16 protein-coding genes are annotated in these 20275 nt (G+C 67.3%); 5 read left to right on the top strand and 11 right to left on the bottom strand.

The features are described from left to right. Positions 1–69: 69 nt before the first annotated feature. The 5 genes from HFK18_RS02370 to HFK18_RS02350 form a co-directional block, all read right to left on the bottom strand. On the bottom strand, positions 70–1140 hold the full coding sequence (locus HFK18_RS02370) for a sensor domain-containing diguanylate cyclase (protein ID WP_180164127.1): 1071 nt from the start codon (positions 1138–1140) through the stop codon (positions 70–72). A 115-nt stretch (positions 1141–1255) separates the two neighbouring features. After that, positions 1256–1978, bottom strand: a complete 723-nt coding sequence (locus HFK18_RS02365) for a pseudouridine synthase (protein ID WP_049466269.1) — start codon at positions 1976–1978, stop codon at positions 1256–1258. 34 nt (positions 1979–2012) lie between these two features. Then, positions 2013–3677 carry a diguanylate cyclase gene (locus HFK18_RS02360; RefSeq protein ID WP_180164125.1) on the bottom strand — a complete coding sequence of 555 codons (1665 nt, stop codon included), beginning with the start codon at positions 3675–3677 and terminating at the stop codon, positions 2013–2015. Between the two features lie 669 nt (positions 3678–4346). Then, positions 4347–6770 carry an EAL domain-containing protein gene (locus HFK18_RS02355; protein WP_180164123.1) on the bottom strand — a complete coding sequence of 808 codons (2424 nt, stop codon included), beginning with the start codon at positions 6768–6770 and terminating at the stop codon, positions 4347–4349. 189 nt (positions 6771–6959) lie between these two features. Continuing rightward, the gene (locus HFK18_RS02350) at positions 6960–8888 is read right to left on the bottom strand and encodes a DEAD/DEAH box helicase (protein ID WP_025877722.1); all 1929 of its coding nucleotides are present in this window, start codon (positions 8886–8888) and stop codon (positions 6960–6962) included. A 269-nt stretch (positions 8889–9157) separates the two neighbouring features. Here HFK18_RS02350 and HFK18_RS02345 point away from each other — a divergent pair, with 269 nt between their 5' ends. Then, positions 9158–9379 (top strand): RNA-binding S4 domain-containing protein, encoded by a 222-nt coding sequence (locus tag HFK18_RS02345; protein ID WP_089239773.1) that lies wholly within the window; start codon positions 9158–9160, stop codon positions 9377–9379. Positions 9380–9394: 15 nt separating this feature from the next. On the opposite strand, the gene ubiM is transcribed toward HFK18_RS02345, so the two are convergent. The 4 genes from ubiM to HFK18_RS02325 form a co-directional block, all read right to left on the bottom strand. Then, entirely contained in the window at positions 9395–10573 is a 1179-nt protein-coding gene (gene ubiM / locus HFK18_RS02340) for a 5-demethoxyubiquinol-8 5-hydroxylase UbiM (protein ID WP_180164121.1), read from the bottom strand. Between the two features lie 80 nt (positions 10574–10653). Continuing rightward, positions 10654–11043 carry an MAPEG family protein gene (locus tag HFK18_RS02335; protein ID WP_180164119.1) on the bottom strand — a complete coding sequence of 130 codons (390 nt, stop codon included), beginning with the start codon at positions 11041–11043 and terminating at the stop codon, positions 10654–10656. A 12-nt stretch (positions 11044–11055) separates the two neighbouring features. After that, positions 11056–11601 (bottom strand): DUF4019 domain-containing protein, encoded by a 546-nt coding sequence (locus HFK18_RS02330; protein WP_180164117.1) that lies wholly within the window; start codon positions 11599–11601, stop codon positions 11056–11058. Positions 11602–11659: 58 nt separating this feature from the next. Then, positions 11660–12823, bottom strand: a complete 1164-nt coding sequence (locus tag HFK18_RS02325; protein WP_180164115.1) for a hypothetical protein — start codon at positions 12821–12823, stop codon at positions 11660–11662. Positions 12824–13298: 475 nt separating this feature from the next. Between HFK18_RS02325 and HFK18_RS02320 the strand changes: the two genes are divergently transcribed. The 3 genes from HFK18_RS02320 to HFK18_RS02310 all read left to right on the top strand — a co-directional run bounded on the left by HFK18_RS02320 (position 13299) and on the right by HFK18_RS02310 (position 16883). Next, a complete protein-coding gene (locus tag HFK18_RS02320) occupies positions 13299–14777 on the top strand; it encodes a DNA-3-methyladenine glycosylase 2 (protein ID WP_180164113.1) in 1479 nt (492 codons plus the stop codon). Next, positions 14774–15265 (top strand): methylated-DNA--[protein]-cysteine S-methyltransferase, encoded by a 492-nt coding sequence (locus HFK18_RS02315; protein ID WP_100551986.1) that lies wholly within the window; start codon positions 14774–14776, stop codon positions 15263–15265. Before HFK18_RS02320 ends, HFK18_RS02315 begins: the two co-directional genes overlap by 4 nt. Positions 15266–15623: 358 nt before the next feature. Then, positions 15624–16883, top strand: a complete 1260-nt coding sequence (locus HFK18_RS02310; RefSeq protein WP_180164111.1) for an ectonucleotide pyrophosphatase/phosphodiesterase — start codon at positions 15624–15626, stop codon at positions 16881–16883. A gap of 129 nt (positions 16884–17012) precedes the next feature. Here the strand turns inward: HFK18_RS02310 and HFK18_RS02305 are convergent, their stop codons facing one another. Both HFK18_RS02305 and HFK18_RS02300 read right to left on the bottom strand, forming a co-directional pair. Beyond that, positions 17013–17195 (bottom strand): 30S ribosomal protein THX, encoded by a 183-nt coding sequence (locus HFK18_RS02305; protein ID WP_025879339.1) that lies wholly within the window; start codon positions 17193–17195, stop codon positions 17013–17015. A 110-nt stretch (positions 17196–17305) separates the two neighbouring features. Then, positions 17306–17719: a MerC domain-containing protein gene (locus HFK18_RS02300; protein WP_025879338.1), complete on the bottom strand. Its 414-nt coding sequence runs from the start codon at positions 17717–17719 to the stop codon at positions 17306–17308. Positions 17720–17852: 133 nt separating this feature from the next. Here HFK18_RS02300 and HFK18_RS02295 point away from each other — a divergent pair, with 133 nt between their 5' ends. Continuing rightward, positions 17853–20051, top strand: coding sequence for a TonB-dependent receptor (locus HFK18_RS02295; protein WP_180164109.1), 2199 nt, complete (start codon positions 17853–17855; stop codon positions 20049–20051). Positions 20052–20275: the final 224 nt, after the last annotated feature.

Raw genomic sequence — 20275 nt, 5'->3', positions numbered from 1 at the left:
ATCCACGCGTGGCGTGGATCTACTGGTGCATCCATGCATCGCGTGAAGCCACCGCAGCCTCCCCAGCGGTCAGGGCGCCACTTCCACCCGGTTGCGGCCGGCGCCCTTGGCCCGGTACAGCGCGGCATCGGCACGGGCCAGGGTCTGCTCGGAGGTTTCATCAGGCCGGTGCTGCGCCACGCCGATGCTGATCGTCACCGGGAAGCCCAGCGGCAGGTTGGACACCGCCACGCGCAGGAACTCGCATTGCAGCTCGGCGGTGCGCAGGTCCACGTCCGGCATCAGTGCGACGAACTCCTCACCGCCGTAGCGTGCGGCCATGCCGCGCCCGGCGAAGTGCGAGCGCAGCAGCGCCCCCAGTTCGGCCAGCACCCGGTCGCCGGTCGCATGGCCCTGGAAGTCATTGATGTGCTTGAAATGGTCGATATCCACCAGCGCCACGCAGGCCTGCCGCGCCTGGCCATCGGCGGCGACCACGGCTTCTCCCAGCGCTGCTGCCAGTGCGCGGCGGTTGGGCAGGCCGGTCAGCGCATCGGTCCGGCTCTGTTCGGCCAGGTCGGCATTCTGTGCCAGCAGCAGGTCGTGGTAGTCCGACAGCAGCCGCTCGTAGTCGTCGCGCTCGAGCATGTGCTTCTGGATGTCCAGCGCGAAGCGGCGCAGCTCCATCACCAGCATCACCTGCCGCGACAGCGCGGCCAGCGCTTCGGCCTTGTCGCTTGCCAGGTGCTGCGGGCGCGCGTCGAACACGCACAGCGTGCCCAACGGCAGGCCGTCACTGCTGATCAGCGGTGCACCGGCATAGAAACGCACGTGCGGGTCGCCAGTTACTACAGGGTTGTCGTGGAAGCGCACATCCTGCAGCGCGTCCTCGACCACCATGATCTCCTGCGGCTGCAGGATGGCATGGCCACACATCGAATCACTGCGCAGGGTCTCGGCCGCATCGATGCCCTGTATCGACTTGAACCACTGCCGCTCGACGTCGATCAGGGTCACGGCCGCCATCGTCGTGCCGCATACCGCCTTGGCAATGGCGACCAGATCATCGAACGAGCGTTCCCGTTCGGAATCGAGGATCCGGTAGCGGTACAGCGCCTCCAGGCGCAGCGCTTCGTTGGCGGGCTTGTCGGGCTTGATCATGCAGCGTCACGTTCCGGCAGGTCGCCGCAAATTCTAGCTGATGTAGAGCCGCACCCATGCTCGACTGCACCCGGGCAACGGCAGCCGAGCATAGGCTCGGCTCTACACACGTCGTTTACCAGTCCTGCTGCTGCGGCAACAGGCCGTGCAGCTCCTGCTCGGTCAGGTTGCGCCACTGGCCGGGCTTCAGCGCACCGATCTTGATGTTGTCGATGCGCACGCGGCGCAGCTGCGTCACGCGATAGCCGAACTCGGCCGACATCAACCGGATCTGCCGGTTCAGGCCCTGCTGCAGGGTGATGCGGAAACCGAACTTGGCGATCCGCGAGGTCTTGCACGGCAGCGTCATCTGGTCATGAATGCGCACGCCGCGGGCCATCGCGCGCAGGAATTCGTCGGTGACCGGCTTGTTCACCGCCACCAGGTATTCCTTCTGGTGGCCGTTTTCAGCGCGCAGGATCTGGTTGACGATGTCGCCGTTGCTGGTCATCAGGATCAGGCCTTCCGATTCCTTGTCCAGGCGGCCGATCGGGAAGATGCGCTGTTCATGGCCGACGAAGTCGACGATGTTGCCCTTCACCGTGCTTTCGGTGGTGCAGGTCACGCCCACCGGCTTGTTCAGCACGATGTACACGTGGCGGCGGGCGCCCGGCTTGCGGGCAGTGCGAACGCGCAACGGCTGGCCGTCGACCAGCACCTTGTCATCCTCGCCGACCACCGCGCCGGTGCCGGCGGCATGGCCATTGACGGTGACCCGGCGGGCGGCGATCAGGCGATCGGCCTCGCGACGGGAGCAGAAGCCGGTGTCGGCGATGTATTTGTTGAGTCGGCTGGTCATCGCCCCATTATCCGGCATCGCCGCCCTTCCCGCCTCATGCCGTGGTCAATGGATCTTCGGTCTCGCCATCGAACACCCGGTTGCGGCCACTGCGCTTGGCCACGTACATGGCGTGGTCGGCGCGCCGCAGCAGCGCGGCCAGGTCATCTTCGGCCGGCCGCCACTGTGCCAGGCCGATGCTCGCGGTCACCTCCAGGCCGGGCACCTGCAGGTCCCGGCAGGTCTCGGTGATGCGCTGGCGCAGGCGTTCCAGGCGGGCGGCCGCGATCTCCCGCGGCATGCCCGGCAACAGCAGCAGGAACTCCTCGCCCCCCATCCGCACCACCTGGTCCTCGCTGCGGACCGCAGCGCGAAGCGCGCGCGCCACGGCCACCAGCACCTGGTCGCCGACCTCATGGCCGTGGCGATCATTGATGTCCTTGAACAGATCGATATCGAGGAAGCCGATCACCAGCGGCCCTCTGTCACGCTCGCCGCCCTGCAGATGCTGGGCCAGCTGGTGCAGGCCGGCGCGGCGGTTGGGCAGGCCGGTCAGCATGTCGGTCTCGGCGAGCTGGCGCATTTCATCACGCTGCTGGCGCAGCCGGCCCAGGCGCAGGTTGAGCGCGTAGGCCGCCATCATCAGCAGCCAGGTGACCGCCAGCTGCAGGGCCTCCACCCGGTACTCCATCAGCCAGTGCGCGCTGGCGGCGTCGGCCACGATCAGCACCAGCATCGGCGCCAGTGCAGCCAGTCCTGCCAGCGACCAGACATCGCCGCGCAGCCGGGCCCAGATGCCCATCGCCAGCGACAGTGCGCAGCCGACGACGAAGGTCCCCTGCAGGATCTGCGCGACCACGCCCAGTCCATCGCGCTGCAACCACGGCACCACCGCCGCCAGCATCAGCAAGGACCACAACACCAGCTGCTGGGCCACGCGCGAACGTGGCAGTACGCGGTCACCGCCGTTCAGGCGCCACATCGCCGGCAACACCAGTGCCTGGGTCGCTGCCGTCAGCGCCAGCAGCCACCAGTCACCGCGCCCGCCGACGCGCAGCCAGGGTTCGGGATAGCCGCTGAGACCACCGAGGATCGACTGCCACAGCACCAGCACCAGGGTGGCACCGATGTACATCAGGAAACTACGGTCGCGGGTGGTCAGATAGGCCATCAGCGCCGACAGCGCCAGCGCGATTGCCACGGCGATGCAGGCGGCGCGCACCAGCAGCCGGGCCGTGTCGTTCTGCTGTACCGGGCTGGGCGCGCCCAGTTGCAGTGTCGGCACCCAGCGTGCCTTCAGCGGCGTCTGCCAGGAGACCAGGAAGGGTTCGTGGCTGCCGGCAGCGGGTACCGCCACCATGCCAATGCCCGCCCGGAAGCGCGAATCGCGGGTGCGCGCGTCCTGCATGTTGCCGCAGATCTCGCGGTCACCGTGCTGCAGCCGCACTTCGCCGGCAAAGACATTGAAGACATCCAGCGCCTGCGGCTCGCCGGACCAGCCTTCTGGCGGTGCATTCACCTGTGTCTGCTGGCGCGGCCCGGCCAGCATCGCCGGCGTGCAGGCGCGATGGGGCGTAGGTTCGGCCGTCGCGGTGCCGACCAGAAGATAATCGCGGCCGGCGTCGACGCTGCGCGCATGGCCCAGCCACGGCAACGCCAACCACACCAGCAGCAGGACAAGCACCGCCCCTGTTTCGAAACGCACCTGCCTGCCGCCCACGCCACGTCCTGTTACTGCTTACGTCCGCGCCCACTGCGCGTCGCCCCTGGCGGCATTATCGCAGTCGAAGGCACCACCGATGTGTAGACCAAAGTGGTGGGGGTGTTGGCCGGGCTGCCGCCCGGCACCCGCCGTAGTGCCGGCCGCTGGCCGGCAACCTCAACAGCCAAAGCGGGCTACCGCGGTGGGCGGGGCGGTATGGGCAGGCAGGACACGCCGTAAACCCATCCATGGGGGCTCGATGGCGCCATCCATGGCGCCAACGGTCCTGCCTGCCCATACCGCCCCACCCCTGACAGCGTCCTGGCGTCTGCTGGATCCCCGTCATGCGTGGATGAAACTCCATCGAAATCGAATATTTCGATAATTGGACGAAGAGCATCCACGCATGGCGTGGATCTACGTGTCGACCAAGGTCGACACCCACCAGGAGCAGGCCATGCCATTCCGACAGATGCGGAGATCTGTCGAAGGCGGGGTGGGTCCGGTTGCGGGGGTGTCCGCGGCATGGATGCCGCGGCCAAGCCTACAGGGACGTATTTACGGCGTCCCCCGCAACCGGACCCACCCCGCCATCCCACGGAACCCCGCTGTTGCTGTTGCTGTTGAGGTTGCCGGCCAGCGGCCGGCACTACCGCGGGTTCCGGGCGCAGCCCGGCCGCAGCATCTTCAGCCGGCAGCCGATGGCCCCTGCGTGCCGGCCAACCGCATCGGCCGCAGGTCAGCCAGGGTCAGCCGCTCCAGTGGCTGCGGCCGTTCAATGGCATAGCCCTGCAGGCCCTGCACCCCCATCCCGGCCAGCGCCTCGGCCACTTCAATGGTCTCCACCCACTCGGCCACCACCTCCATCTGCAGTTCGCGGCCCAGCTCGCTGATCGCACGCACGCTGGCACGGCTGACCGGATCGGTATCCATGTCACGCACGAAGGCACCATCGATCTTCAGCATGTCCGCCGGCAGCTGCCGCAGATAGCCGAACGAGGACAGGCCCGAGCCGAAATCATCCAGCGCCACCCGGCATCCGCGCGCCTTCACCGCGTCGATGAAGGCACGTGCCTGGCTCAGGTTGCCGATTGCCGCGGTTTCGGTGATCTCGAAGCAGAGCTTGGACGCCAGCGCGCGGTTGCGCTCCAGCAGGTCGCAGACGAACGCCAGGAATCCCGGCTCGGCGATCGACTGGGCCGACACGTTGACGTTGCACAGGCCGAGTTGACGTACGTGCGCCGGGCACACCTGCAGGTGGCGGAACAGCAGGCCGAGCACGTGCCGGTCCAGCACCACCGCCATGCCATAACGCTCCACCGCCGGCATGAACTGGCCCGGCAGGTGCAGCACGCCATCGCTGTCGCGCATGCGCACCAGCACTTCGTAGTGCAGGTAGGACGGATCGCCCACCTTGGCGATGCGCTGCGCATACAGCAGCATCCGGTTCTCTGCCATGGCACGGCTGACCCGCTGCAGCCGCTCGGCCTCCAGCCGCCGTTCTTCCAGGGCCAGCCGGTTTTCATTGAAGCAATGCACGCGGTTGCGGCCGGCCTGCTTGGCTGCATAGCAGGCACTGTCGGCGGCGCTCATCAACCAGTTCGCGTCCGGTGCCTCGGCCGTCACTTCGACCACGCCCACGCTGCAGCTCAGCTGCGGACTGCCTTCGCTGATCGGGAATGTGGCCTGGCCCAGATTGCGGATCAACCGCTGCAGTACGCGCTTGGCTTCATCCTGGTTGGCGCGGGCGAGGAACACCGCGAACTCATCCGCGCCCAGGCGGCCCACCCAGTCGCCATCACGCACCGCGCCGACCAGGTACTCGGCGAAGCTGCGCAGCATCTGGTCGCCGGCCGCGTGGCCGAAGCTGTCGTTGACCAGCTTGAAGTGGTCCAGGTTGATGTAACCCAGTGCGTGGGTTCCACCGTCGGAGCGGACCTGCAGCAGCGACTTCTCCAGCAGGCGCTCGATCTCGCGGCGATTGATCAGGCCCGTCAGGGGATCGTGGCTGGCATGGTGCTCGATCTCACGCGCCAGGGCATGGTTCTGGCTGACATCCTCGACGATGGCGAACACCGACAGGCGGCCATCGGCGGTGCGCACGCCGGTACCACTCCAACGCCCCCACACCAGGCTGCCATCGCGACGCCGGAAGCGCAGTTCGCCCGGGCGCAGCTGGCGGTCCCAGTCGATACGGCCCACCCCATCGATGACCAGCTCGCCTTCCATCAGCAGGTCGGTCAACGACATCTGCAGCAGCAGGTCCCGGCGATGGTCGAGGATGTCGGCCATCGCCTGGTTGGCCTCCACCACCCGGCCGGCGGCGTCCAGCTTGAGCATGCCGACGTTGGCCTGATAGAAAGCCGCCCGGAAGCGGCTCTCGTGCTCGGTCAGGTCCTTGCCGACCCGGCGGGCCAGGGCCACCGCCATCAGGCTGATCAACAGGACCGACAGGCCGCCGACGGCCAGGGTTGCGATGCGCACCGCGCGGGCCATGCGCAGCAGCGCCTGCGAGAACGCCTGCGCCTGCGCGCGCAGCTGGTGGTCGATGCCACGCAGCCGGTGCAGGTAGTCATCCACGGTCGACGCGTCCAGCGGTCCCGAGCCATGGCGGCGTTGCAGTTCCTCCGACAACGCCTGCAGGGCCAGCAGGTCCGCGTCGGTCTGCCGCCACAACCACGTCGCCTCGCGGAAGGCACCAACATTGCGCGCATGGCGGAACGAGAAGATCAGCCGTGGAATGTCGGCGCGGGTGTTGCCCCCACGCAAAAAACCGGCCCGGGCTGTCGCCTCGTCCGGTTCGGATTGCTCCAGCGCCTTGCGAGCCTGCAGGTCACCCAGCGGAACCTGCAATGCCCGTTGGGCATCCTGCAGATCCAGCAGGTGCCCACGCGCCAGGTAACGGCTGAGCGCTGCGGTGGCGTCCTGCTGCCCCCGCGACCAGTAGCCCTGCCCTGCGATCCACGCGGTCGATGCCGCCTGCAGCTCCTGGATCACGGCCGACAGCGCGACCAGTCCGATCGCCATGCCCGTCAACAGCGCAAATCGCAGTCCCAGCCCGCGGGTCATCGGTACCCGTCGGCGCTGTTGGTCCATGCCACTTCTACCCATCCTGGATCCCCCGAATGTGCTGCGGTGACAATCTCCTACGGAACCGGGCCAGCCTAGGACCGAGGATGTGTGGGCCATGCGAAACCGGGCCCGGCCGGTGATCGGCAGCGGTGGCCGGGCCGACCTGGACGTCCTGCAAACGACAACGCCAGCCCGAAGGCTGGCGTTGTTCATCTACTTCTGCGCGGCTTAGAAGCTGCGCGGGCCGCGCGGCTTGTTGAAGCCATCACGACGCGGCGGACGGCTGTCGCGGTCGCCGCCAGGGCCACCCGGACCACTGCGACGCGGAGCACCCGGGCCACCCGGACCGCCCGGACCACGCTTGTCGAAGCGCGGCTTGAACGGACGCGGCGCCGGATTGACCTCTTCACCAGCGGCCAACGGACGCATCTGCAGCTGCTGGCCGGACACCCACACCTTCTGCAGGTGGGTCAGCACGTCCGACGGCATCTGTGCCGGCAGATCCAGCAGCGAGAAATCGTCGTGGATGTCGATACGACCGATGAAGCGGCTTTCCAGGCCGGCTTCATTGGCGATGGCGCCGACGATGTTGGCCGGCTTCACGCCATGCTGGTGGCCGACCGAAATGCGGTAGGTCTCCATGCCCTGCTCCGGTGCGCCGCGCGGCGGCACGTCACGGCGCGGACGCTGCTCGAAGCCACCCTCGGCATCGTCACGACGCGGACCACGCTCAAAGCGCGGGCCGCGCTCGTTGCGGTCGCCACGTTCCGGGCGCTCAGTGCGCTCGAAACGCTCACGCGGGGCACGTTCTTCGCGCGGGGCACGCACCGGCGGCTGCAGCAGGAACGGGGTATCGCCCTGCATCATCTTCGCCAGTGCGGCGGCCACTTCGATGGCCGGCACGTTCTGCTCGGATTCGAAACGCTCCAGCAGCTGGCGGTAGAAGTCCAGGCCGCCCTGGCCCAGCGTTTCGGTGATGCGCGAGGTGAACTTGTTGATGCGGTTGTCGTTGACCGCTTCCACGCTCGGCAGCTGCATTTCTTCGATCGGCTGACGGGTCGCACGCTCGATCTGGCGCAGCATGCCCTTCTCGCGCGGGGTAGCGAACAGGATCGCTTCACCGCTGCGGCCGGCACGGCCGGTACGGCCGATACGGTGCACGTAGCTTTCGGTGTCGTACGGGATGTCGTAGTTCAGCACGTGGCTGATGCGTTCCACGTCCAGGCCACGGGCGGCCACGTCGGTGGCGACCAGGATGTCCAGCTTGCCTTCCTTCAGCATGGCGATGGTGCGCTCACGCTGGGCCTGCTGCATGTCACCGTTGATGGCGGCAGCGGCCAGGCCACGGGCCTGCAGCTTGCTGGCCAGTTCCTCGGTGCCGGCCTTGGTGCGCGCGAAGACGATCATCGCGTCGAACGGCTCGACTTCCAGGATGCGGGTCAGCGCGTCCAGCTTGTGCATGCCGCTCACCCACCAGTAGCGCTGGCGGATGTTGGCCGAAGTGGTGGTCTTGGTCGCGATGGTGACCTCGACCGGGTCCTTCAGGTAGGTCTGCGCGATACGACGGATGGCCGGCGGCATGGTGGCCGAGAACAGCGCCACCTGGCGCTTCTCCGGCAGCTTCTTCAGCACCGCTTCGACGTCGTCGATGAAGCCCATGCGCAGCATTTCATCGGCTTCGTCCAGCACCAGCGTCTTCAGCTCGGACAGGTCCAGCGTGCTGCGGTTCAGATGGTCGATGACGCGACCGGGGGTACCGACCACAATGTGCACGCCGCGGCGCAGGGCCGTCAGCTGCTGGCCGTAAGGCTGGCCGCCGTACACCGGCAGCACGCGGAAGCCGGGGATCTTCGAGGAATAGGACTGGAACGCCTCGGCAACCTGGATGGCCAGCTCGCGGGTCGGGGCCAGCACCAGGGCCTGCGGCTTGATCTGCTGCAGGTCGATGTTGGACAGCACCGGCAGCGCGAAGGCTGCGGTCTTGCCGGTACCGGTCTGGGCCTGGCCCAGCACGTCGCGGCCTTCCAGCATCGCCGGGATGGTGGCGGCCTGGATCGGCGACGGCGTTTCGTAGCCGATGGCAGTGACAGCCTGCATGACAGAATCGGACAGGCCGAGCTGCGCGAACTGCAGCTGCGCTTGGGTTTCTTGGGACATGGGGAACTCCGAAGGCACTGCCACGAGCATGGCAGGCGAAAAAAAGGGGGATTCCGCGCTTTGGGCGCCCTTCTTATCGCGTGCCCTGGCGCTGCTCGGTTGAAGCTGAGGTTTCACTCGCTCAGAGCGGAATGATACCGCACTGTTCCTGAACATGGTGTACAGGAAGCCATCGGCATGCCGTTACGGCCCGCCGTGGCGCACAATAGGCGCCCATTTTACCGCTGCGGGCTCTGTCCTGCAGCGCCTGCCCCAGGAAACCCCGTTCCATGCAGATCCTCGAATTCGACCTCGACGGCGACTACGTCGAACTCAAGCAGTTGCTCAAGCTGGCCGACCTGGTCACCAGCGGTGGCGAAGCCAAGATGGTCATCAGCGAAGGCCTGGTGCTGGTCGATGGCGAGGTCGAGCTGCGCAAGGCCTGCAAGATCCGCGCAGGCCAGGTGGTCGAGTTCAACGACAGCCAGATCCGGGTGCTGGCCGCCGTTTGAATCACCGCGCGGCCGTCAGGCCACGCGCTGGGTCAGGTGCGCGGCAATCAGCTGCCGGAACGGCGCCACCCCCTGCGCCACCCGCAACCCGGCCGCACGCAACAGGCGCGCCGGCCGGCGGTCATCGGTATACAGGCTGGCGACCGCATTGGTCGCCTCATACAGCGGCCGCGCTGACAGCCGATGTCCGCGCTGGTAGCTGCCCAGCATGCCGGCGGCGGCGATGTCCGCGCCGCGCCGCTGCTGCCCGGCGATGCCCTGCGCCAGCCGCTGTGCGCTGGCCAGGCCCAGGTTGAAACCATGTGCGGTGACCGGGTGCATGCCCACCGCGGCATCACCGATCAATGCCGAACGCTCGCCGACGAAGCGCTGCGCATATACCCCGACCAGGGGATAAGCCTGCGGCGTCGCCACCGGCTGCATCCGTCCCAGACGGTGTTCGAAGAAACCGCTGATGGCGTCCCCGAACGCGATCTCATCCATCGCCAGCAGTTCTTCGATCTGCCGCGGCGGCAGGGTGATCACCGCCGATGCCTGGCCTTCGTTGAGCGGCAGCAGTGCCATGGTGCGGCCATAGCCGAACCACTCCCACGCCGTGTGGTGATGATCGCGCTCGACCTGCATCCTGCACACCAGCATCGACTTGCCGAAGTCACGCATCTGCGCACCGATGCCGAGCATGCGGCGGGTGCCGGAGAAGCGGCTGTCGGCGCACACCAGCAGGCGCGCGTGCAGTTCGCTGCCATCATCCAGGCGCACCACGTGGCCCTGGCTGCCGGCGCGCACCGCCTGCACCTTGCGACCATCGAACAGCTCCAGCCCGTCCTGGCCCTGCACCGCCTGCCACGCCGCGCGGCGGATCAGATGATTGGGCACCAGCCAGCCCAGCGGCTGGCCATCGATCTGGCTGCTGGCAAAGGTCAGCGCGAATGGCGACCCGCCGTTCATCACCCGCGCATCGCGCAGCTCGGCAATCTCGGCTTCGGGCAGGCGTTGCCACAGGCCCAGTTGTTCCAGGCTCTGCCGCGACGCATGGGTCAGGGCGATTTCACGGCCATCGAAGGCGGCCTCGGCCAAGGCCTGGCGCGGCTGCGCCTCGACCAGCCCCACCTGCAGGCCAGTGCCGGCCAGCGCGCGCGCAAAGCACAGCCCGGCCGGTCCGGCACCGACCACCACCACGTCCATCCTGCGCATGCGCGCCTCCTGCCGTTGATCCAGTCGCGGCCAGCATAGCGCCGCGTGCCTGACCGGCCTTGATCTGGATCAGCTGTACTTCACAGCAGCGCGAACACCAGCGCCAGGATCGCCAGGATCGACACCAGCCAGACCAGGCTGCGCACATAGGGAATGCCGGCCGCATACAACGGCAGGTACACCACACGCGCCCAGAAGTAGACCTGCGCGGCCAAGGCGGTGGCATCGCTGCCACGCCCGGCCACCACCACCGCGATCGCAGCGGCGGCGAAGAACGGGAAGGTCTCGAAGAAGTTGGATTGCGCCCGTTGCAGTCGCCCTGCCAGCGGACTCAGCGGCTTGGACGAGTCGTCGCGTGCCGAGGCGTTCCATTTCATCCCGCGCTCGCGGGTGACCACGGTAGAGGCGGCGAAGATGTAGACGAAACCCAGCAGCATCGCCCACGCCAGCATCGTCAGTTCGGTGGCCATCGTCGTTCTCCGTCAGGGGCTGGATGCGCGCAGGCTGTAACCGGCCAGGCGCCAGGTCTGGTCTTCGTCGAAGCGGAACGACACCAGCTCGCGGACCGGCTGCGCGCTGTTGGCGAAACGGGTCGGGAAGCTGACGTTGATGTACAGGCCTTCAGGCACGGCAGCGCCCGCAGCGTACTTGACCCGGGTGATGGTCGGCTGGCCACGGCCGGCCATCGCACCCAGACGCGTGCGGTCTGCCGCAAGCTGGCTGACGAAGGCCGCCTTGGGCACCGCGCGGCGGGCAACGGCCGAGGCGCCGTCCCACAACTCACCGGCCCGATTGGCGTCGACCAGTTGCGCGGCCTTCAATGCGGCGCTGCCCATTTCCGCGTCCTGCTTCTGCACCTGTGCCTGCTGGGCAGCACTCAGCACCGGCGTGGCAGCCGTCGCCGGTTTCGCGGCGGCCGGGGCGCTCGCCGCGGGGCGCGCCGGGGCCGGCGCGGGCGTGGCCGGTGCAGGCGTTTGCGCCAGTGCAGCCAGGGGCAACAGGGACAGCAGCAGGAGCACGCGCTTCATGGACACCGCCGGTTCGATGGAAAGAACCGCAGTCTACGCCAGCGCGGTGAGTGGCCCGTCAGCGCGCCTGGACGCTGCCTTCCACCGCGCCTGCGTCGGCCTGCGCCGCCGGTGCAGCCGATGTCGCCGGCAGCTGCTCGGCCACCGGCGGCTGCTCCGGCGGTGCCGGCGGCAGCGTGGCCACGTCGATCTCCGACAGCGGGCTTTCCTCCGGGCACACCGGATCGGGGAAGCCGAAGCGCTGTTTCAGCGACTGGCCGCAGCTGTTGATCGATTCCATGTCGGCGCCGTCGCGCTTGCACTGCTGGTCGAAGGCTACCAGGAAGGCATCCTTGCGTTGCACGAAGTCATCGCCGCAGGCACGCATCTGCTTGATCCGCTCAAGGTCGTCCTGCACCGCGTTGGTGCCGTCCAGACCGTACTGGCGAAGCTCTTCGGCCGTCAGCAGGCGCAGGCTGCGGTTGGGCACGGTCATCATCAGGTCGGCCACGCCCACCGCCACGCCATTGCGCTGCAGATAGTCCTTCACGTTGTCATAGACCTCGTGCAGCTCGCGGTTGAGTTCCGCGCGCGAGGTGGCCTTGGAACTGATGCGCATCATGCGGTGGATGCCGACCTTGCCGGTCAACAGGCGGTTGTCACCGGCAGCCAGCACGAACACGCAGGCACTGTGGCAGATCGAGCCCTCGCGCACCCAGATGGTCCAGCCGGATTCACCGATGCTGTCACCGGCAACGATCGCCGATTCCACCTGGCCGCCACTGGAATCCAGATCGAGGATGCGCTTGTGGATCTGCAGTTCGTCGGCAACCACGGCCAGCCGCCACATCATCTCGGCAAACCCAGGATTGATCTTGCCGTTGTAGCGCACCCGCAGCAGGCCACGCTCGACGCACGGGGCCAGCGCCTGCTTCAGCTGTTCGCGCTGCAGCCCTTCCAGTTCGAGGCCATCGCCGCCTTCGCCGGCGTAGTCGGTGCTGCAGCTGATCCACGCCTTGCCATTGTCCAGCGGGGTCTGCGGCCAGGGCCGGTCGGCACTGCTGCGTGCCTGTGCCGGCGGCGGCGGCGCATCGGCGGCATTGATCGACACCATGTTCTCGCCATCGCTGGCCGGGGCACGCGTGGCCTTGTCGGCGGCAGTGACGTTGCCGGGATTCTCCAACTGACTGCAGCCCGCCAGGGCCAGGCACAACAAGGGCAACCAGCGGAGTTTGGCGGACATCGGGCAACCGGAATTCGGACAGGTAAGAACCACAGTCTACCTGCCCATGGCGCGCATTCAGCGCGCGCCACTGAACCTGCTCTGACCCTCAGGCCCTGTCATTTCCCGTTCCAGTGTCTTCCACCTTCCCATCCACGCATGGCGTGGATCTACGCATCGACCAAGGTCGACACCTACCAGCAGCACAGAACGCCGTTCCAACAGATCGCGGCCAACTGTCGAAGGCGGGGTGGGTCCGGTTGCGGGGGTGTCCGCGGCATGGATGCCGCGGCCAAGCCCCCATGGACGGGTTTACGGCGTCCCCCGCAACCGGACCCACCCCGCCATCCCACGGAATGCAGGTTTTTGACGTTGCTGTTGCTGTTGACGTCGCCGTTGCCCCCTGCGGGTGCCGGGCGCAGCCCGGCCGACCTCCCCCAGCATCCATGTCCGAATATGGCGAGTACTGTCCCCCGGACACGCCTAGACTGGCGCCATGGATACCGCACTCGCCCTCGACACAGCCGCCTGCGACCGCGCCCGCCTGGCCCGTGATGCGCGCTTCGACGGCGTGTTCTTCACCGCCGTGCGCAGCACCGGCATCTACTGCCGCCCGGTGTGCCCGGCGCCGCCGCCGAAGCCGCGCAACATCACCTATTACCCCACGGCTGCTGCCGCCGCTTCGGCCGGCTATCGTCCCTGCCTGCGCTGCCGCCCCGAACTGGCCCCGCTGGCACAACAGGCACTGGCCGGGCAGGCCGTGCAGCGTGCCCTGGCCCTGATCCATGCAGGCTTCCTGCAGGACCAGCCGGTGGCCGACCTGGCAGGAAAGATCGGCCTCAGCGCACGCCAGCTGCAACGCCTGTTCGTCGAACGGCTGGGCGCAACGCCAGGGCAGATCCACGCGACCCATCGCCTGCTGCTGGCCAAGCAGCTGCTGACCGAAACCACGCTGCCGGTGACCGACGTGGCGCTGGCCGCCGGTTACAACAGCCTGCGCCGCTTCAATACGGCCTTCCTGCAGGGCTGCGGCATGGCGCCTACCGTGCTGCGCCGCCAGCACCATCCACTGGCCGCCGACGATGGCGGGCTGGTATTGCGCCTGGGCTATCGACCGCCGCTGGATTTCCCGCGGATGCTGTCGTTCCTGCGCAAGCGCAGCCTGCCCGGCATCGAGCTGATCGGTGAAGACAGTTATCAGCGCGTACTGGGCACAGCCGAGCGCCCCACTCTGCTGCGGGTCACCGCCGATCCGAAGCGGCCCGAGCTGCGCCTGCAGCTGGGCGCGGTCGACCCGCGCCTGATTCCGGACATCGTGCGCCGCGTGCGTCGCGTGTTCGACCTGGACGCCGACCTGCAGCAGGTGCACGCAGCACTGGGCAATGAACCCCTGCTGGCACGAGGCATCGACGAGCGCCCCGGCCTGCGCGTACCGGGCGGCTGGGATGGCTTCGAGGTGGGCGTACGCGCGGTGCTGGGCCAGCAGGTAAGCGTGGCGGCGGCAACCACGTTCGCGCGCCGGCTGGTCGATGCCTACGGTGCGCACCTGCCCGGCATGCCGTCTGAATTCGACCGTCAATTTCCGGCGCCGGACGCGCTTGCCGAAGCCCCACTGGAATCGATCGGTCTGCCACGCAGCCGCGCCGCTACCGTGCGCGCCCTCGCCGCGGCCTGCGCCAGCGGCCAGCTCGACTTCGGGCCAGGCCAGGCACTGGAAGATTTCGTCGCCCGGTGCGTGGCATTGCCCGGGATCGGCCCGTGGACGGCGCAGTACATTGCCCTGCGCGGGCTCGGCCAGCCTGATGCCTTCCCCGCCGGTGATCTGGTGCTGCAGCAGGTGCTGGGCCACGCACAGGGCCAGCGCCTCAGCGAACGCGCCACCGAAGCGCGTTCGCAATCGTGGCGCCCATGGCGCGCCTATGCCGTGCTGCATCTGTGGCACCTGTCCGGCACTTTCGTTGGAGAACCCTCATGAACCTGTTGTTCGATCGCTTCGACACACCGATCGGTGAACTCACCATCGCCGGAGATGACAATGGCTTGGCCCACGTTCTGTTCCCGGAAAACCGCCATCCTGCGCGCGGCCGCGAGCACTGGCATTACGCGCCCGGCGCGTTGCCGGAGGCGCGCGAACAGCTGCTGCAGTACCTGCATGGTGAGCGCAGCGATTTCGACCTGGTGCTGGCACCGCATGGCACGCCGTTCCAGCTGCGCGTCTGGCATGCGCTGGCCTTGATTCCCTTCGGCCAGACCTGGAGCTACCTGCAGCTGGCGCAGCAGTTGGGCCAGCCCACCGCGACCCGCGCGGTCGGCGCAGCCAATGGCCGCAATCCGCTGCCGATCGTGCTGCCCTGCCATCGCGTGATCGGCAGCAACGGTACGTTGACGGGCTTCGGTGGCGGGCTTGAAACCAAGGCGGCATTGCTGCGGCTGGAGCAGCGGCAGGCGCCGTTGTTTGCATGAGGGTTGGAGGCAGGGCTGCGCCCTGCACCCGCCGAGGCCGGAGCAACAGCAACCGCCGAAGCAACAGCCGGCTCTGGATTGCCTGAGGGTTGGTGGGATGGATCGGGTATGCAGGACACGCCGTAAACCCGTCCGTGGGGGCTCGATGGCGCCATCCATGGCGCCAACGGTCCTGCATACCCGATCCATCCCACCCCTGACAGGTTCCCGGTGACGGTAGATCCACGCCATGCGTGGATGGAAGCATCCGCAATCTGTCTGCCTACAGGCGCGGGAAACAGGAAGAATGCGTGGACACGCGCCGCCCAAGGGCGCCACGTGTCTTTGGCACGTCATCGCTGCGGATTATCATGGGCGGATGACATCCGTACGCCTGACCTGCACGCTGGCGCTGCTGCTGCCCCTGGCCGCCTGCACCACCACGCCTTCGCCTTCGACAATCGCTGCGGCAAGCGGCACGAACTCGACCCCGGCCACGCCGCCGAAGCTGCTGCTGATCTCCATCGATGGCCTGCGCGCCGATGCGCTGGATCGCGGCCTCACCCCGAACCTGCAGCGGATCATCGACGGTGGTGTGCGTGCGCGCTGGATGACGCCTTCCTATCCGTCACTCACCTTCCCCAATCACTACACGCTGGTCACCGGCCTGCGCCCGGACCACCACGGCATCATCAACAACAGCATGGACGACGCTGCGTTGGGGCGCTTCGCGCTGCACGACCGCACCGCGGTGACCAACAGCGGATGGTGGGGCGGCGAACCGATCTGGGTGGGTGCCGAGAAGGTCGGTGTGCGCACCGCCACCACGTCATGGCCAGGCAGCGAAGCCGAGATCCAGGGCACACGGCCCAGCCAGTGGCGCATGTACAACGCCAAGGAACCCTTGGAACAGCGTGCGCAGACCGTGCTTGACTGGCTGTCGCAGACCGATGCCGATGCCCCGCGCCTGACCACGCTGTACATGGAACACGTGGACAAGGCCGGCCACAACTTCGGACCGGACTCCAGGCAGTACACCGATGCGATCGTGCAAGCCGACCGGATCATCGGCCAGGTGCTCGATGGATTGCAGCAGCACGGCCTGACCGAAACCACCAACGTGATCGTGGTCTCCGACCATGGCATGGCATCGGTGCCGGAAGGCCAGGTGATCGCCCTCGAATCGATGGTTGATCCCAGCATCGCGCGCAACGTCAGTCCGGGCCAGTCGGTCGGCTTCGCGCCGGTGGCGGGACATGAGGCAGAGGCCGAGCGTGCGCTGCTCGGCCGTCATGCTCACTACGAATGCTGGAAGAAGGAAAACCTGCCGGCGCGCTGGCACTACGGCACCCATCCGCGCGTGCCGGCGATCGTCTGCCAGATGGATGAGGGCTGGGACGCGCTGACGCGCGAGAAGATCGCCAAGCGCGAGCATGCCGATCGCGGCTCGCATGGTTACGACAACGCGTTGCCGTCGATGCGCGCAGTGTTCGTGGCTCGTGGCCCTTCATTCCGGCAGGGCCTGGTGATCGACGGTTTCGACAACGTCGACCTCTATCCGCTGCTGGCGCACCTGCTGCAGGTGCCGGAAGCGCCGAACGATGGCAATCCGGAAGCGCTGAAGCAGACCCTGCGTTGAATACGTTGTAGAGCCGAGCCCACGCTCGGCTGCATTGCGCCAGCCGAGCATGGGCTCGGCTCTACAAAAATGGGCAAAAAAAACGCGGCGCCGAGCGCCGCGTTTTCTTTGGACCGGTCGGTCGGCGGATCAGCCGGCCTTGGCCACTGCCTTCTTGGCCACAGCCTTCTTCGCCGGAGCCTTGGCCACGGTCTTCTTGGCAACCGGGGCAGCGGCGCCTACGGCGACCTTGCTCGCGGTGTGCGAACGGGCGTTGCCGTAGCTGGCGTTGTAGCGCTTGCCCTTGGCGGTCTTGCGGTCACCCTTACCCATGTCTTCAACTCCTCAAATGTGAAATCTGGTTACCCCGTACTGACACGGGTTCGGCGGGGCCGCCTTGCTGGGCGCCCCCGCGCACGATCGGAAAGCCTACCACGGAGCACCTAGTGCGCGCAGCTGGCGTCATGTACGTGGCCGTGGTTCAGGCGCAGGTTGACCAGATGCGCGATGCCGACCAGCAGCCCGCCCAGGGTCATCACCACCGCGTGCGGCACCGCGTTGTGGTGCAGCGGGTCGTAGAGCACGCCGGCCCACAGAGCGACCAGGCCGGGAATCAGGAACGCCAGCGCACGCAGCGCGCCGTGCCGCCGATAGCCCCAGACCAGACTGAACAAGCCCAGCAGGGTCACGAACACCACCAGTGCTTTTTCCACGCCATCACTGAGCCAGAAAGACAGGCCCAGCGAGGGTGCCGCTGCCAGCAGCAGCGGAATCACCGCGCAATGCACCGCGCACAGCATCGAACCGGTGGCGCCGAAGCGATCGAGCAGGTGGCGCAGGCGTGAGGGCAAAGGCATGACTTCCAGCAGGGCGGCGAATCGTTATGGAATAATATAACATCGTTTCCCGACCCGCACGGTTCCGCTCCCCCTGTCCCGCCGACGGGATTCGTGCGCCACCCTATTGATACAATGTAACAAAGGACCGCCCATGCCCTCCCACCACCCTCGTTTCAAGCCGCATTCCCTGGCCCTGGCGCTCGCTGCGCTGCTGCCGTCCGTCGCCTTTGCGGCCTCCGACGATGATTCGCATCGTGACCGCCACCTGACCGAGCTGTCCTCGGTGCAGGTCACGGCGTCGCCGCTGCAGGGTGATGCCGAATCGCTGGCACGTCCGGTTGAAGTGCTGGCCGGTGAGCGCCTGGACGAGCAGAAGGCCGGCACCCTCGGCGACACCGTGGCCAAGCTGCCCGGCGTGCAGAGCACCTTCTTCGGTCCCGGCGTCGGCCGCCCGATCATCCGCGGCCAGGAAGGGCCGCGCGTGGCCGTGCTGTCCAACGGCATGGGCAACATGGACGCCTCCACCGTCAGCGCCGACCACGCCACCAGCATCGAGCCGTTCCTGGCCGACCAGATCGAAGTGCTGAAGGGCCCTGCAACCCTGCTGTTCGGCAGCGGCGCGATCGGCGGCGCGGTGAACGTGGTCGATGGCCGCATCGCGCGCGAACTGCCGGACCGTCCGCTCAGCGGCCGCGCCGAACTGCGCGGCAACTCGGTCAACGACGAGCGCAGCGGCATGTTCCGCCTTGACGGCGTGAGCGGCAATGTCGTGCTGCACGTGGATGGCCTGGTGCGCAATGGCGACGATTTCCGCATTCCCGGCTACGCGGTGATCGACGGCCTGGAAGACCACCACGATGACCACGACCACGCAGGCGAGGAAGGCGAAGAGCCGCGTCGCGGCCGCCTGGACAACAGCTCCATCCGCACCCGCGCCGGCGGCGTCGGCGCCACCTGGCTGGGTGAAGACGGCTACTTCGGCGTCTCTGCCAGCACCTACCGCACCAACTACGGCATTCCCAACGGCGCCCATGTGCATGCCGACGGCGATGACCACGACCATGGTCACGACCACGACCATGGCGAGGAGGAGGAAGGTGAAGAGCATGACGTGCGCATCGACATGGTGCAGAACCGCTTCGAGACCAAGGCCGGTATCTACAACCCGGTGTCGTTCCTGAAGAACATCAACGCGCGCGTGGCCTACACCGACTACGAACACGTGGAGCTGGAAGCCGGCACGCCGTCCACCCGCTTCACCAACCGCGGCATCGAAGGCCGCCTGGAAGCGGTGCAGCAGCAGATCGGCGGCTGGGACGGCGCCTTCGGCCTGCAGGTCGGCAACAGCGATTTCGGCGCAAAGGGTGAAGAAGCCTTCGTGCCGGATACCGGCACCAAGAACATCGGCGTGTTCGTGCTGCAGGAAAAGCAGTTCGGCCCGTTCAAGCTGGAACTGGGCGGCCGCCACGACCAGGTCAAGCTGGACCCGACCGGCGACTACCAGCGCCGCAAGTTCGATGCGACCAACCTGTCGGCCGCCGGCATCTGGAAGCTCAACGATGCCGTCGACCTGCGCATCGGCGTGGACAGCTCCGAGCGCGCGCCGACCAATGAAGAGCTGTACGCCGCCGGTGCACACATCGCCACCCGCTCGCTGGAAATCGGCGATGCCAACCTGAAGACCGAGCGCGGCCAGCGCATCGAACTGGGCATCCACACCCACAGCGAGCGCCTCGATTTCTCCGCCGCGATCTACCAGACGAAGTTCAAGGACTTCATCTACCTGGCTGACACCGGCGTGACCGAGAGCCTGCCGGTGCGTGCCTGGACCCAGCAGGACGCGGTGTTCAAGGGCGCCGAGGCCGAAGCGCTGGTGCACCTGTTCGAAGGCGGTGCCGGCGATTGGGACCTGCGCGTGTTCGGCGACTACGTGCAGGCCAAGCTGGACGGCAACGGCAGCCGTACCCTCGACATCGCCGTGCCGCACGGTGACCACAACCACAACTACAGCGTGGAACTGGCCAACACCGGTTACCTGCCGCGCATCGCCCCGGCCCGTGTCGGCGCCGACCTGCGCTGGGCGAAGGATGGCTGGCGTGCCTCGGTGGGCGCGGTGCGTTACAGCCGGCAGAAGGACGTTGCGCAGAACGAGGCGCCGAGCAACGGCTACACCCTGGTCGATGCGCACCTGGCCTACCGCTGGGACCGCAGCGACAGCAACAGCTACGAGCTGTTCCTGGACGGCAGCAACCTGACCAACCGCGAAGTGCGTCCGCACACCTCGCTGCTGAAGGATTACTCGCCGCTGCCGGGCCGTGGTGTCGCCTTCGGGATCCGCGCGTTCTTCTGATGGGGCATCCACGCATGGCGTGGATCTACTGATAAGCGCATCCACGCATGGCGTGGATCTACCGACTTTGATGGCTGCGTGCTGTCGTTCTCTCCCGAGGGGCCCAGGTTGGCCCCCCGTTTTTTTGGTCATCCCAGTCACCCCTCACGCGGGCGTCACAAAGATGTGCGTACGACAACAAGCGGACAATCCCGTCGCCATTCGTCTCTCGCCATCCGGACATG

It is taken from the genome of Stenotrophomonas sp. SbOxS2 (genome assembly GCF_013416715.1).
Taxonomy (GTDB): Bacteria; Pseudomonadota; Gammaproteobacteria; order Xanthomonadales; family Xanthomonadaceae; genus Stenotrophomonas; species Stenotrophomonas lactitubi.
Note: the sequence above shows the minus strand (reverse complement) of the source record. Positions and strands in the feature narration are given on the sequence as shown.